The following is a 15,064-nucleotide window of genomic DNA, read 5'->3' on the forward strand; positions in this document are numbered from 1 at the left end:
TCAGTGGCCCCCGTGAGCGCCACGCGGCGCGACGTCACGCATCAGTGCCACGAGCACTTGCCCATAGTCTGCCGGCTTTGAGGCACAAAGATCCTCGGGTATTCCGTTCGCCTCGATCTCCTTGACAGGCGACCCTGAGACGATGCGAAACGGAATGCCGCTGCGGCGGAGCTTCTGTATGATTGGCGTGACCGCGCCATCCCGCACTTTGAAGTCGAGGATCGCACCGGAAATATGCTCGGTATCCAGGATTTCCAGCGCATCCCTGACCGTCTCCGTGGTGATGACGTTGACACCGGCCCGTGCGACGGCATCGGCGGCATCCATCGAGATGAACACGTCGTCCTCGACGATCAGAATGGTGTCGATCGCTAAAGCCTGTCCTGCTGGCATCTTCTCTCTCCTTTTGCGACCACAACGATCGCCATCATGCTTTGTTCAGATTTTCTTAAATTGCCGAACAACATGGTAAACAGAGACCTAACGCGAAGAAGACCTGGGTTAGGGCAATCGCACCCGCTGCAGTCTCTCGGTCAAGCATGGAACACACATGCGAATCCCTGCGTTCAGATTCCAACAGAAAAGGGAGACACCCCATGCAGATCATCGGAACGGACATCATTGCGCATCACGGGGCCAACGGCGGCTTCACTGTCGAGTTTCGCGGTGACGGCGAAGAGAGGGTATCGGTCCGTATGGCAGCAACCGAAAACGGCGACCTATCTCGGGATAACGCGCTCGAGAAGGCACAAGTCATGCTGTTGCAGGCGGCGCGCTTCGGCGTGAGCGAGATCGGCGACACGGAAATCGACGAAAACCTTCCGAGGGAACCGAGCGCTGCAGTCGAAAGCCTTAGGCAGGAGAAGCAGGACAAGCGGACCATGCAGCGGGGTGGAACGGCCTTGCAGGAAGGCCTGGAGGATACCTATCCCGCCAGCGACCCGGTGTCTGCGACCTATACGTCGACGGCCAGCGGCGACAAGACCTGAAACCTCTGGCGCATCCACCGGGTCTCCATCAGGCCTGAGAACCCATATTCTCATCTGCCTGTCGGTTGCCATCGTTGCGATCTTCGCCATCGGAATTGTCCGGCTTCAGATCGTCGACCGGAGCCAAGGTGCCATTGATGGCGGCATAGGCGACTGCGATACGCAACACCTTTCGCGCCTAAAGAAGGCGCTCGAAGGCAACCGCCATGTCCTCTTCCTGGCTGTTATCCGCCACTCGAATCCTGACGTCCCCGCCTTCGGCCCGAATCCCCCAGGAGCTTACGACCGAGGACGACCAAAAGCATGGGCAGCTGGCCGAGGAAGGCCAGACCTTCGAGCTGGAGGCGTGGTCTTTCGCCCTGTCACGACGGGCCTGAGGCCCGTCGATCAGTCCTGTGTCGCGCGTTGAAGGACTTCGAAGTCGTAGAGCTGGCCGGCGACCGAGATTCGTCGGGCCGAGATCACCACCGGCACCATGTTGCCGTCAGCATTGCGGATCTCGCCGCGAAGCCCCGTATAGCCGCCGTCCCGGTCGAGAAGCATCAGCCGCTCGGCACGGGCCTCGCTGCCAGAAACGACACCTGAAGCCACCATCTCGCTACCCCGGATCTCGTCCCAGTTCTTGCCGACCAGATCGAGATAGGCCTGGTTGACCCGCACATAGCGGGAGCTCTTCTGTCCGATGCTGGAAATCGAAAACGCGACAGGCGAAAGCTCGAACAGGGCCTGAATAACCGGGCCGGACAGCGCCGTGGCTTCCGCCTGCTCGATCAGTTCACGCGAAAGCAGCTTGTCCTCGCTTGCGGGCGAGATCTCGTAGTCGGCAGGCATCGCCAGCTCGTCTCGAAGGACCGCGACGAGACGCCAGAGGTCGACTTCGAGAAAGTGCGGCTTGTGGCCGTCATCCACGCCGTCCAGTGTTTTCGGCAGTGCGGAGATACCATCGGCCAGTCGCTGCGTCTCGCGAGCACTCTGCGCCGTCTTGAGCAAAGCCTCCATTTTGCTGATCGCTACGCTGCGCAGGATCGCATAGGCCTCCTGCAGCTTCTCCGTACGCTCCGCCTCGACAGCCTCCACCGAACGGGATCCATCTGCAACCGGAAGAGCTTCCATCAAGGCCCAGATGGTCTGTTCCTCTGGCGGGCCTTCGGTTTTCGCCGTTCCCTGCGGAGCATAGCGGATCAGGCCGAGAAGGGTATCCACACCGAATGTATTGACGTCGGCCGGCTGGAGTTGACCGTCTTCCGCCTTCATGAGGGCCGTCAGACGGCTGGGGCCCCCATTGTCATCGAAATACACCGAAACCTCAGTGACGCTCTCCGGAAAATCGAGCCATGGATGCTCGTTCCTGAACGCACTGAGCGCATCGGCATCGAGTACTGTCAAAGCATACATGGCGCATCCTCCACAACCGACCGTGGTGCAGAGCACCCGCATCCCGCATCCTCGCTCGGGAATCGTCGAACAACACCTTAGAACAAATTTCGGGTCTTCTGAATGTGTTTCTAAGACCAGACAAGTGTATGAGTGTTTAAGCGGAAACGCGGTTTTGCAGGTGGTGGCGCAATATTGCGACAGTCCACCAATCAAACCCCTGGATAGGCATGGGTGGTGGACCGCCTGAAGCCGAATGACCCGATCAGAAGAAGGCCTGAATACCGGTCTGGGCTCTTCCCAGGATCAGTGCATGCACGTCATGCGTGCCTTCATAGGTGTTTACGGTCTCAAGGTTCTGCGCGTGGCGCATCACATGATACTCGATCTGGATGCCGTTGCCGCCATGCATGTCGCGGGCCATGCGGGCGATGTCGAGGGCCTTACCGCAGTTGTTGCGCTTGACGATGGAGATCATCTCGGGCGCGAACTGGTGCTCGTCCATCAGGCGGCCGACGCGCAGTGACGCAAGCAGGCCAAGCGAGATTTCGGTCTGCATGTCGGCCAGCTTCTTCTGGAAGAGCTGCGTGCCGGCGAGCGGCTTGCCGAACTGCTTGCGATCGAGGCCATATTGGCGGGCACGATGCCAGCAGTCTTCGGCCGCGCCGAGTACACCCCAGGAGATCCCATAGCGCGCACGATTGAGGCAGCCGAAGGGACCCTTGAGGCCGGATACATTCGGCAGAAGCGCATCTTCACCGACTTCGACACCATCCATGACGATTTCGCCGGTGACCGAGGCCCGCAGCGAAAGCTTGCCGCCGATCTTCGGCGCCGACAGGCCCTTCATGCCCTTTTCGAGGATGAAGCCACGGATCTCGCCGCCATGCGCCTCGGACTTCGCCCACACGACGAAGACATCTGCGATCGGCGCATTGGAGATCCACATCTTGGAGCCACGCAGGCGGTAGCCACCCTCGATCTTCTCAGCGCGGGTCTTCATGCCACCCGGATCGGAGCCGGCATCCGGCTCGGTCAGGCCGAAGCAGCCGATGAGTTCACCGGAAACCAGACCCGGCAGATACTTGTCCTTCTGCTCTTCCGAACCATAGGCATAGATCGGATAGATGACGAGCGAGGACTGCACGCTCATCATCGAGCGATAACCGCTGTCGATCCGCTCGATCTCCCGCGCCACGAGACCATAGGAAACGTAGCCCGCATCCGCTGCACCATATTTTTCCGGCAGCGTGACGCCGAGAAGACCGGCCTTGCCCATCAGGCGGAAGAGTTCCGGCTCGACCGTTTCACCGAGATAGGCGTCCGAGACACGCGGAGCGAGTTCGGCTTCGGCAAAGGCCGCTGCGGCATCCTGGATCATCCGCTCATCCTCGCTGAGGATTTCAGACATCAGGAAAGGGTCACTCCAGGAAAACGGCTGCATCTCGCTCATCGGTCTCATCCATTTGTTTCGTCATGCCAGATTGCTCATGTCTGACGACAATTCAAGCCATGTTTACTCATGTTGCTATTAGGTCTATTCATATCGCATGCTCACACATCAACGCCGTTTCCTGCCCTCCACCAGCGCACTCGCCGCCTTTGATTCCGTCGCCAAGCTCGGCAGCTTTTCGGCTGCCGCCAACGAACTGGCGCTGACACAAGGGGCGATCAGCCGCCAGATCGGCCTTCTCGAAGACCAGCTCGGCGTCAAGCTCTTCGAGCGCACCAATCGCGGCGTCGAACTGACGGCGATCGGCAGAACCTATGCAAAAGGTATCGGCGACGCACTCGCCACCATCCGCACGCTCTCGCTCGAAGCCATGGCGACCCGCGACGACACCCATCTGCGCCTTGCCATCCTTCCCACCTTCGGCACCCGCTGGCTGATGCCCCGCATTCCCGACTTCCTGTCGAAGAACCCGGCCATCATCATGGATTTCGCCACCCGCATCGGCCAGTTCGACTTCGAGGGATCGGGCCTCGACGCAGCCATTCATATCGGCGAACCGAACTGGCCCGGCACGGATTGCCAGTTCCTGATGCATGAGATGGTGGCGCCCGTCTGCAGCCCCGCCTTCCTTGCCGCCAACCCGGTGAAGCGACCGGAGGATCTCCTGGCCAAGCCTCTCTTCGACATGGCGTCCCGCCCGCGCGCCTGGGAACACTGGTTCGCGAGCCTCGGCATCAGCGAAGGCCGCGGCGGCGGCATGCGCTTTGAACAATTCTCGAATGTCGTCCAGGCCTGCCATGCCGGCCTCGGCATTGCGTTGGTCCCGACCTTCCTGATCGAGCCGGAACTGGCGAGCGGACAACTCGTCCGCGCCTGGGATCACGAGGTCAAGAGTGCCAGCGCCTACTACCTCGTTCGACCGCTTTCGAAGATGGCTTATGGGCCGGCCAGCACCTTTGCGGCCTGGATCCTGGAGCAAGCGAGAACCTTCAGCGAGCGACGTCCGACAAGCGGTTGAAGAGCACCCAGAAATGACTCAGCACCTGTGTCCTGTGCCGATTGACAACCTACCGTCATGAGCAAAGACTAACCTTCGAAAGCCATGATCAGGCTCGGAGGGGACCATGTTCACACACCGTTTTTCGGGATTTCTCGCACTCGCGCTGGCTCTTGTCCCGACATCCCTCCCAGCTTCCGCGCAAGACATCCGCACCATCGAGCGCATCGTTGATGCCGACTATTTCGGCTTCGATCTCAGGACGGAAAAGAATGTCTCCATCGACGAATGCGAGGCAAGCTGCATCGGCGACGCCTCCTGCCGGGCCTTCACTTACAATCCGAAGGTCAACTGGTGCTTTCTCAAATCCGATTATGATCAGCTGAACAGTTTCCCGGGAGCAATCGCGGGCCGCGTCGTTGTGCAAACGGCAGAAGAAGACATCGGCGCTCCTCCAGCGCTTCCCTTCGTTTCTGACTACCTGAAGACCGAAGCTCGCAACCAGCGCGACAATCTCGCAGTCACGCCGGAACAGGAGGGGCTCGGACGCGACGCCCTCATCGAAACCGGGCGCGCAGCCTTCACCGGCGGCAATATCGACTACGCCATCGCCTCGATGAAAGGCGCCCTCTCGGTCGATCCCGATGATCAGGCCTTGTGGCTCGAACTGGCCCGTATGGCCAACACCGTCACCGGGAACTACGGAATGGCCAACGAAGGAGCGATGGCCTCCATCAACGGCTATCTCCTGACCCGTGGTGCCGCGACCCGCGCCGACGCCCTGGCCACGCTCGCCAAGTCACTCGAAAACAGCGAGACTTGGCGCTCGGCGCTCAGCGCTTACAAGGCAAGCCTCGAACTTGCGTCGAACGCCGAAGTGCGCGCCGCCTTCGAAGACCTGCGCTCCCGCCAGGGCTTCCGCGTCGTCAACAACACTGTTGATTCCGACAGCGCTTCGCCGCGTGCCTGCGTCGAATTCTCCGAACCGCTGGTCAAACGCGGCGTCGACTATTCGTCCTTCGTCACCCTCGACGGCAAGACGCCGAAGGCGCTCGAAGCCAAGAACAACCAGATCTGCGTCGAAGGCCTGGAACATGGCGGGCGCTATCGCCTCGCGCTCCGCGCCGGCCTGCCCTCATCCGTGGACGAAAATCTGGAAGCCCCGGTCGAGCTTGAGCTTTACGTCCGCGACCGCAGCTCCACCGTGCGCTTCACCGGCGACAGCTTCGTTCTGCCCTCCTCTGCCCGTCAGGGCATTCCGCTGGTTTCGATCAACAGCGAGAGCGCCAATCTCGAGCTCTACCGGATCGGCGACCGCAACATCGCTCCGCTGTTGGCATCCTCGCAGTTCCTGACCCAGATGGACGGCTACACCGCCGGCCGTGTGAAGGATGAACTGGGCGAACTCGTCTGGCAGGGCTCGGTCGAGATCGCCAACGAGCAAAACAAGGAAGTCGTCACCAGCATTCCGCTGCAGGAAGCGCTGCCCACCCGCAAGCCGGGCATCTATGTGATGACCGCCGTCTCGCCGACATCTGTTATCGAGAACTGGGACAGCCGCGCAACGCAATGGTTTGTGGTGTCCGACATCGGCCTTTCGACCTTTGCCGGCACTGACGGCCTGCACGTCTTCGCCCGCTCGCTCGCATCGGCAAGCCCGCTCGCCAATATCGAACTGCAGCTGATCGCCAAGAACAATGAGATCCTGGCAACCGCCACGACTGACGCAGACGGCCGCGCCCGCTTTGATGCCGGTCTCGTCCGCGGCGGTGCGGCCCTGGCGCCAGCCGTCATCGCGGCCCGCAGCGGTGCCGACGACAACGTCTTCCTCGACATGACCCGCGCCGGCTTTGACCTCTCGGATCGTGGTGTCACCGGTCGCCCGGCACCGGGCCCGGTCGATATTCTGGCCTGGACCGAACGCGGCATCTACCGCCCCGGCGAAACCGTGCACGCCGCAGCGCTGGCCCGCGACACCAATGCCGATGCCATTTCTGGCCTGCCACTGACTTTCCTCTTCTCGCGGCCCGACGGGGTCGAGTTCCGCCGCATGGCGGTATCAAGCGAGACGCTTGGTGGCTATGCCGTCGATCTGCCCATCCTCGCCAATGCCATGCGCGGCACCTGGACGGTGGCAATCCATACCGATCCCAAGAAGCCGGCCATCGCCCAGTCGACCTTCCTCGTCGACGACTTCGTGCCCGATCGTCTGGATCTCAAACTGTCCAGCGAAGCCAAGGCCATCTCGCCTGAGGCGCCCGTCACCGTCTCTGCCGATGGCCGCTACCTCTACGGCGCGCCGGCAGCCGGCCTCACGCTCGAAGGCGAAGTCGTGATCCGCCCGACAACAAGCCATCCGGACTTCGACCGCTACAGCTTCGGCCTTTCGGACGAAGAAGGCATCGAGGACATGCGTGTCCCTCTCGAAGGCCTTGACGCGCTGGATGACGACGGTCTCGCCACCATAGACGTCTCCCTCACCGACCTGCCATCCACCACCCGGCTCCTGAATGCCGATGTGGTCCTGCGCCTGCGCGAAGGCGGTGGCCGCGCCGTAGAGCGCAAGCTGAGCCTTCCGGTCACGCCTGATGGTCCTGTCATCGGCATCAAACCGGAATTCGAGGGTGACCTCGCCGAAAACACCAATGCCGCCTTCAACCTGATCGCCCTTGGCCCGGATGGTCAGCGTCAGGCACTGCCGGCTGCACGGTGGAAGCTGATCAAGCTGGAGCGGAACTACCAGTGGTACCGCGACGGCTCGTCCTGGCGCTACGAGCCGATCACCACGACCAAGCTCGTGGCCGATGGCACCACAGACATCGCAGCCGATGGCACAGCGCTTTCGGTCCCCGTCACCTGGGGCAGCTACCGTCTGGAGGTCGAACAGGGCGGCGCGATCACCAGCGTCGATTTCGACGCCGGCTGGTTCGTCACCGCAAGCTCCACCGAGACGCCCGATGCTCTCGAAATCGGCCTCGACAAGCCCTCCTACCAGGTCGGCGACACGGCAAAGCTGAAGATCTCGCCGCGCTTTGCAGGCCAGGTCATCGTGACCTCCGGCACCGATGCGCTAATCTCGACCCAGGTCGCCGAAGTCCCGGCCACAGGCGCGGAGATCGAGATCCCCGTGACAGCCGATTTCGGTGCCGGGGCCTATGTGACGGCAACGCTCTTCCGTCCGGGTGACGCCGAGGAAACCCGTATGCCGGCGCGTGCGATCGGCATTGCCTGGCTCGCCGTCGATCCGGGTGCCGACAAGCTGGCAATCAAGCTTTCGCCGCCGGAAAAGACCTTGCCCCGCCAGCCGCTCGAAATCCCGGTGGAAGTCACCGGCGGCGGCATCGGCGAAGAAGCCTATGTGATGGTCGCCGCCGTCGACGTCGGCATCCTCAATCTCACCCGCTATGAGACACCCGATCCGGAAAGCTATTACTTCGGCCAGCGCCGCCTCGGCCTTGAGCTGCGTGATCTCTATGGCCGCCTGATCGATGGCTCGCTGGGTGCAACCGGACGCCTGCGCACCGGTGGTGACGGCGGACAGGTCGCCCTTCAGGGCAACCCGCCGCGCGAAAAGCTGGTCGCCTTCTTCTCCGGCCCCGTGAAGCTCGATGCAGACGGCAAGGCAACCGTCTCCTTCGACATCCCCCAGTTCAACGGCACGGCGCGTATCATGGCCTGGGCCTGGTCGAAGACCGGTGTTGGCCATGGCGAGACTGATGTGATCATCCGCGACCCGGTCGTCGTGACGGCAAGCCTGCCGAAGTTCTTGGCACCTGAAGACCAGAGCAGCCTGCGCCTCGATATCGCGGCCACAGACGCGCCTTCTGGCACCTACACGCTCGCTGTCACCAGCAACGGTCCGGTCAGTGTCGGCGGGGCCGAAAGCCAGGAAGTTGCGCTGACCGCCGGTGAGACCACCACCGTCACGCTGCCGCTGACCGCCAACACCCCCGGCGACGGAGCCATCGACATTGCCCTGTCTGGCGCAGACGGCATCGCCGTCAGCCAGTCTCTCGATCTTCCGGTACGCCCGGCCACGCTGCCGATCACCGAGCGGCAGGTCATTGCGCTTGCACCGGGCAAGAGCCTGACCGTCGATGGCGACCTGCTCGCCGACAGCCTGCTGCAGGGAGCCTCGGTCAGCCTGAATGTCGCCCGCGCAGACGGCCTCGACATTCCGGGTCTGCTGATGGCGCTCGATCGCTATCCCTATGGCTGCGCCGAACAGACGACCAGCCGCGCGCTGCCGCTTCTCTATTTCGATGAACTGGCCAAGCTCTCAGGCCTGCCGGAAGACGAGGCGATCAACAAGCGCGTCCAGGATGGCATCCTGCGCGTGCTGGCCTACCAGTCGTCGAGCGGCTCCTTCGGCCTCTGGGCACCCGGTTCCGAAAGCCTCTGGCTCGACGCCTATGTCACCGACTTCCTGACCCGCGCTCGCGAGCAGAAGTTCGACGTGCCGGAGGAAGCACTCGTCCAGGCGCTGCAGAACCTGCAGAACCGCATCGCCTACGACAACGACATCCGCACGCGCGGCAACGAGATCGCCTATGCGCTCTATGTGCTTGCCCGCAGCCGCAAGGCCTCGCTCAGCGATCTGCGCTACTACGCGGATACGATGCTGGGTGATTTCCCCACACCCCTGTCCAAGGCGCATCTGGCAGCGGCACTGTCCCTCTATGGTGACAGCGAACGGGCCAACGGTGTCTTCCTCGATGCAGCCGGCATGAGCGAACAGGCCCGCCTGACGCCGGTCAGCTTCTCACGCTCCGACTATGGCTCGGCATTGCGTGATGCAGCTGGCGTTCTGGCCCTTGCCGCCGAAAGCCGACCGGTTCCGCCTGTCGTCCCGATCCTGGCAAAGGTCGTGGCCGACGAATGGAAGGCAAAGCAAACGCTCAGCACCCAGGAACAGACCTGGATGCTGCTCGCCGCCCGCGCGCTCCAGCAGGACGACAACGGTCTGAAGCTCGATGTCAACGGTGCCGAAAAGACTGGCGCCTATGCAGCCACCATCCCGGGCGACGCCCTGCTGCAGGCGCCGATGACGCTGACCAATACCGGGCTTGATCCGGTCAGTGCGGCGATCACGACGGTCGCTGCCCCGGTCGAACCGCCGGCAGCCGGTGGCGAAGGCTTTGAGATCACCAAGACCTATTACGGTCTTGATGGCGAGGAGGCGAGCGTCACCGAAGCGATCCAGAACGAACGTTATGTTGTGGTGCTGGAAGTGACCGAGGAAGACGAGTGGCCGGCGCAGCTGCTGGTGACCGATCTGCTTCCGGCCGGCTTCGAGATCGACAATCCGAGCTTGGTCGACAGCGCGGCCCTCGCCAATTTCGAGTGGATTGGCCAGACCGAAACGGCGCATCTCGAATTCCGCAGCGACCGTTTCGTCGCCGCCGTCAATCGCGGCGAAGGCGAGAACGGCACAATCACTCTGGCTTATGTCGTCCGCGCCGTCACGCCGGGCACCTATGACCTGCCCGCGGCAAGCGTCGAAGACATGTATCGCCCGCAGCTGTCGGCGCGCACGGCAGCCGGTGCGATGACGGTCTCGACTGCACCCTGATGGGTCGGGCGAGGCGCATCGGGATCAGCATCGGGGCGGTCGCCATCGCAGCCACCACCTCGCTTCTTGCGCTCGACTGGGCAGACAGGAACTACCCTCCCCCGCTGGAGGCCGCGCGGGAAGTCTCCACCGAAATCCTTGATCGGGATGGCCAGCTTCTCAGAGCCTTCGCCACCCGTGAGGGCCTCTGGCGGCTTGAAACGAGGGTCGATGATGTCGACCCTGCCCTGCTGCGCATGCTCGTCGCCTATGAGGATCGCCGATACGAGCGCCATTCCGGCGTCGATCTTCTGGCCCTTGGGAGAGCCGCATGGCAACTCGCCGCCAACGGCCGGATCGTATCTGGCGCCTCGACGCTCTCGATGCAGGTCGCCCGCCTGATTGAGCCCCGTCGGGAACGCTCGCTGACGGCGAAGCTCATCCAGATCGCCCGTGCCATCCAGATCGAGCGACGTCTTTCGAAGACGGAAATCCTCAACCTCTATCTCACCCACGCTCCTTATGGCGGCAACCTCGAAGGCGTGCGCGCGGCAAGTCTCGCCTGGTTTGGCAAGGAACCCAAACGCCTGTCGACAGCGGAGGCCGCGCTGTTGGTCGCCCTGCCCCAGCTACCCGAAAAGCGCCGCCCGGACCGCTACCGCGACAATGCGTTCGAAGCCCGCAAGCGGGTTCTCGAACGCGCCCGCGAGGCAGAGGTCGTCGACAAGACAGAAGTCGAGTTGGCGCTCAACGCCTCGCTCCCGACCGTTCGGCGTCAATTGCCGGCGCTGGCACCCCATCTCGCCGAAGCCGCTCGGCGCAAGGCACCCGAGGCCAGCATTCACCAAACCACCATCCTGCGACCGGTACAGGAGATCCTGGAAAAGGTAGCGCTCGAAGCGGGCCGCAAGCTTGATCCCAAGGTCTCGCTCGCTTTGCTGATGGCCGATGCCACCACCGGAGAAATCGTCGCCGAGGTCGGGGCAGCCAATTACTTCGATGCATCCCGCTCCGGCTGGATCGACATGACGCGGGCAGAACGCTCGCCGGGCTCGGCGCTGAAACCCTTCATCTATGGCCTTGCCTTCGAGCAGGGTCTCGTCGCCCAGGAGACCATCGTAGAGGATCGCCCGGCCGACTTCTTCGGCTACCGCCCGAAGAACTTCGACATGCAGTATCAGGGGGATGTCAGCATCCGCCAGGCGCTGCAGCTGTCGCTCAACGTGCCAGCCGTCCGCCTGCTCGATGCCGTCGGCCCCTCGCGTCTGATGGTGCGCCTGCGCCGAGCCGGGGTAACGCTCAAACTGCCACCGAACGAAGCGCCGGGCCTCGCCATAGCGCTCGGCGGTGCCGGCATCACGCTGAAGGATCTCGTGCAACTCTATGCAGGCCTCGCAAACCGCGAACAGCCGGTCCGGCTCGGCGACGGCATCCGCGACTTGGCCGAACTTGTTGACGAACAGCCCCTCTTCGAACCCACAGCCGCCTGGACGGTGGCAGACGTGCTCGGCGACGTTCTGCCGCCAACCGGCAGCCCGCCCGCCGGCATCGCCTACAAGACCGGCACGAGCTACGGTTACCGCGACGCCTGGTCGGTCGGCTATGACGGTCGTTATGTGCTCGGCGTCTGGATCGGCCGCCCGGACAATGCCGCAGTCCCCGGCATCTCGGGCTATCAGACGGCAGCCCCGATCCTCTTCGAGGCCTTCGCCAAGTCCGGCCTCGCTGGAACGGCCCTGCCCCGAGCCCCCACAGGCGCCAACCGCATCGCCGCCTCCGACCTGCCGCAATCCCTGCGCCGCTTCTCCGTTGATCCGAACGGCCTCATCTCCGTCTCGGCCCGCGAGCGCCCGCCACAGATCGTCTATCCGCTGGAGGGCTCGGTGCTGGAACTCGGCAAGGGGCCGAACGGAGAAGCCTTGCCGGTCGTCATGAAGCTGCAGGCCGGTCGCGCGCCGTTCCGCTGGCTGGTCGACGGAAAGCCGATGAGCGACAGCACGCGAAGACGAACCGGCGAGTGGCATCCGGAGGGTTCCGGGCAATCGACGCTGACCGTCGTCGATGCGGAAGGCCGCGCCGCATCCGTGAATGTCTTTATCCGGAATTGACCATCATGCAATTGCACGTGATCCGGCGCAACATGGATGCCGTAAAACATCCCGTTAACCCATTTCAACGGGAGATCTTCATTATGACCAGCAGCTTTCGCGCCGGATTGATCACGCTCCTGACGCTCGTCTTCACCACGTCGGCCGCAATGGCGAACGAGCGCTTCACAGCCAATGACATCAAGGGCGAAATCATCGGCAAACGCATTTATCTCGCCGTGCCCTTCGGCGGTGAATTCCCGCTCAATTACCGCCTTGATGGCCAGGTCGACGGATCCGGTGAAGCGCTCGGCCTCGGCCGTTTCGCCAAGCCGAACGACAAGGGCAAGTGGTGGATCAATGGCGACCGCCTCTGCCAGCAGTTTACCAGCTGGTACAAGGGCGCTCCGATGTGCTTCGAACTGATCCGCACCGGTGACAAGCGCCTCAAGTGGATCCGCGACAACGGCGACACGGGCACGGCCCGTATCGGCAGCAGCATCTGACATTGCTTGCCGCTTCTGCGACGGGTCCCTATTCTGTCCAGGTTGGAAATTGGGGACCCTGATGGCAGACTTGAAGGACCGACCGATCGGCGCGACCGCCACTCTCGGGAAAACCGGCTATCCGGCCATTCGCTCAGTGACCGGCGGCGAACTGGAAATTGTCACGGGGTCCACTCAGCCCGGCTTCAATCCGCTCGACCTGCTGCTCGCCTCGCTCGCCGCCTGCATGAGCATGAGTGCACGCATTGCCGCGCGCGAACTTGGCCTTGCGCATAGCTTCGAAGGCGTCGGAGTAGCGGTCAGCGGTGAAAAGGCAGCCGACGCGCCATCCCGCTTTATCGGCTTCACGGTCGAATTCGACTTTCAGGGCGCGCTCGATCTGGAGCAGCAACAGGCGATCGCCCACCGCGCAGAGGAAATCTGCACCGTCAGCAACAGTCTTGCCGTGCGTCCGACATTGGTGATCGGCAACGCCTAGCAGGAGAGAAGCCGCAACCTCAAAGCGTCGCGAGTCATCTCCACGGCCTTCGTTTGCCGCAGCACACGATCAAGACCGCGCCATTTTCCGGATGCATCGTCTTTGCGCAATACGATCAAGTATCGCGCCTCGCCTGCCTTAATTCTTGACGTTTGAGCATTGTTCGTTAACAAGAACGTGAGGCGCCGTGATTTCAGCATCACCGCGTCCGAACCTGGTGCCGGGCCCCTCTGGCGAGAGTTTACGGCGCTCTCGTGATGTCGGTACCGCCAGCAATTTGAGCCGGCGGATTCTAGAAAAATGAACAACTGGATCATGCTTCATGCGAAGGCGTGCAGGGCGCTTCGCATCTCTACAATTTCTCTGTCCTCCAGCCAGGAGGTCTACTCGTGAGCACGGCAGCAGCAACCGGTGGAAGCTCCACCCTCGGCTATTTCCGCTGGGCCTTCATCGTCACGGCGATCGGCCTCATCCTGGGCGGCGTTCTCGGCTGGCAGTCGTCCGGCACGATCGCCGGCATGGCGACCGTCTTCTTCATCTGCGCGGTTCTGGCGGTCCTTGAAATCTCGCTGTCCTTCGACAACGCGATCGTCAACGCCAACAAGCTGAAGGACATGACCCCTGTCTGGCAGCAGCGCTTCCTTACCTGGGGCATCATCATCGCCGTTTTCGGCATGCGCATCGTCTTCCCGCTGCTCATCGTGGTCATCGCCGCGAAGATCGGCCCGATTGAAGCGATCATCCTGGCAGCGCGCGAGCCGGCCGAATATGCCCGCATCATGAACGACGCGCATCTTCCGATCGCGGCTTTCGGCGGCACCTTCCTGATGATGGTCGGCCTCACCTACTTCTTCAACCATGAGAAGGACGTGCATTGGATCGAGTGGCTTGAGAAGCACATGGCACGCTCGGCCTCCATCAAGGGCATCGAGATCGCGCTGGTCCTGCTCCTGATCCTGCTGTTTTCCAACCTGCTCGAAGGCGAGGAATCAACGACATTCGTTTATTCCGCCATCTACGGGCTTGTGACCTTCCTGGCCGTCGAAGTGCTGGGTGGACTGCTGGATGCCTCGCAGAAGACCATGAGCGAAGCGGCAAAGGGCGGCCTAGGCGCCTTCATCTACCTCGAAGTGCTCGACGCCAGCTTCTCCTTCGACGGCGTCATCGGCGCCTTCGCGCTGACGCAGAACCTGTTCATCATCGCGATCGGCCTTGGCATCGGCGCCATGTATGTCCGCTCGATGACCATCATGCTGGTCGAAAAGGGCACGCTGGCGGAGTACCGCTATCTGGAACACGGCGCCTTCTACGCCATCCTGATCCTCTCGGTGATCATGTATGTGCAGACACTGTTCCACATCCCGGAAGTCATCACGGGCCTCGGTGGCGCAGCCCTGATCGGCATCTCGCTCTGGTCGTCCATCAAGTACAACCGCGAAGAGCGGGAGGAAGAGGAACGTCTCGCCCGCGAAACCGTGGCCGAGAACATCTGATCGACGCAGTCTGAAAACACGAAGGCCGGCGTTCTCGCCGGCCTCAGACTGCTGACAAACCCCTGGTCACATCCAGGGGTTTATGATTCACTGGGACATGTTGAAGAAACCTGCTCCCGAACAGACGGCTCTTGAG

11 protein-coding genes are annotated in these 15,064 nt (G+C 62.4%); 7 read left to right on the plus strand and 4 right to left on the minus strand.

All coding sequences use genetic code 11. The annotated features are described in order from the left end of the window. Positions 1 to 393 (minus strand): response regulator, encoded by a 393-nt coding sequence (locus J2045_RS22140; RefSeq protein ID WP_307377307.1) that lies wholly within the window; start codon positions 391 to 393, stop codon positions 1 to 3. A gap of 203 nt (positions 394 to 596) precedes the next feature. Here J2045_RS22140 and J2045_RS22145 point away from each other — a divergent pair, with 203 nt between their 5' ends. After that, positions 597 to 989 (plus strand): hypothetical protein, encoded by a 393-nt coding sequence (locus tag J2045_RS22145; protein WP_307377310.1) that lies wholly within the window; start codon positions 597 to 599, stop codon positions 987 to 989. A gap of 28 nt (positions 990 to 1,017) precedes the next feature. Here the strand turns inward: J2045_RS22145 and J2045_RS22150 are convergent, their stop codons facing one another. The 3 genes from J2045_RS22150 to J2045_RS22160 all read right to left on the minus strand — a co-directional run bounded on the left by J2045_RS22150 (position 1,018) and on the right by J2045_RS22160 (position 3,807). Further along, positions 1,018 to 1,158 (minus strand): hypothetical protein, encoded by a 141-nt coding sequence (locus tag J2045_RS22150; RefSeq protein ID WP_307377312.1) that lies wholly within the window; start codon positions 1,156 to 1,158, stop codon positions 1,018 to 1,020. Positions 1,159 to 1,376: 218 nt separating this feature from the next. Next, entirely contained in the window at positions 1,377 to 2,384 is a 1,008-nt protein-coding gene (locus J2045_RS22155; RefSeq protein ID WP_307377315.1) for a diguanylate cyclase, read from the minus strand. A gap of 244 nt (positions 2,385 to 2,628) precedes the next feature. Next, entirely contained in the window at positions 2,629 to 3,807 is a 1,179-nt protein-coding gene (locus tag J2045_RS22160; protein ID WP_370873195.1) for an acyl-CoA dehydrogenase, read from the minus strand. Between the two features lie 106 nt (positions 3,808 to 3,913). Between J2045_RS22160 and J2045_RS22165 the strand changes: the two genes are divergently transcribed. The 6 genes from J2045_RS22165 (at position 3,914) to J2045_RS22190 (ending at position 14,928) form a co-directional block, all read left to right on the plus strand. Continuing rightward, entirely contained in the window at positions 3,914 to 4,834 is a 921-nt protein-coding gene (locus tag J2045_RS22165; protein WP_307377319.1) for a LysR family transcriptional regulator, read from the plus strand. Positions 4,835 to 4,940: 106 nt separating this feature from the next. After that, on the plus strand, positions 4,941 to 10,385 hold the full coding sequence (locus J2045_RS22170) for an alpha-2-macroglobulin family protein (protein WP_307377321.1): 5,445 nt from the start codon (positions 4,941 to 4,943) through the stop codon (positions 10,383 to 10,385). Continuing rightward, the gene (gene pbpC / locus J2045_RS22175; protein WP_307377325.1) at positions 10,385 to 12,472 is read left to right on the plus strand and encodes a penicillin-binding protein 1C; all 2,088 of its coding nucleotides are present in this window, start codon (positions 10,385 to 10,387) and stop codon (positions 12,470 to 12,472) included. Before J2045_RS22170 ends, pbpC begins: the two co-directional genes overlap by 1 nt. A gap of 83 nt (positions 12,473 to 12,555) precedes the next feature. After that, entirely contained in the window at positions 12,556 to 12,957 is a 402-nt protein-coding gene (locus J2045_RS22180; protein WP_307377328.1) for a hypothetical protein, read from the plus strand. A gap of 61 nt (positions 12,958 to 13,018) precedes the next feature. Then, entirely contained in the window at positions 13,019 to 13,435 is a 417-nt protein-coding gene (locus tag J2045_RS22185) for an OsmC family protein (protein ID WP_307377330.1), read from the plus strand. A gap of 389 nt (positions 13,436 to 13,824) precedes the next feature. Next, on the plus strand, positions 13,825 to 14,928 hold the full coding sequence (locus J2045_RS22190) for a DUF475 domain-containing protein (RefSeq protein ID WP_307377333.1): 1,104 nt from the start codon (positions 13,825 to 13,827) through the stop codon (positions 14,926 to 14,928). Positions 14,929 to 15,064: the final 136 nt, after the last annotated feature.

Origin of the sequence: Peteryoungia aggregata LMG 23059 (assembly GCF_030814435.1) — a bacterium.
GTDB classification, from domain to species: domain Bacteria; phylum Pseudomonadota; class Alphaproteobacteria; order Rhizobiales; family Rhizobiaceae; genus Allorhizobium; species Allorhizobium aggregatum.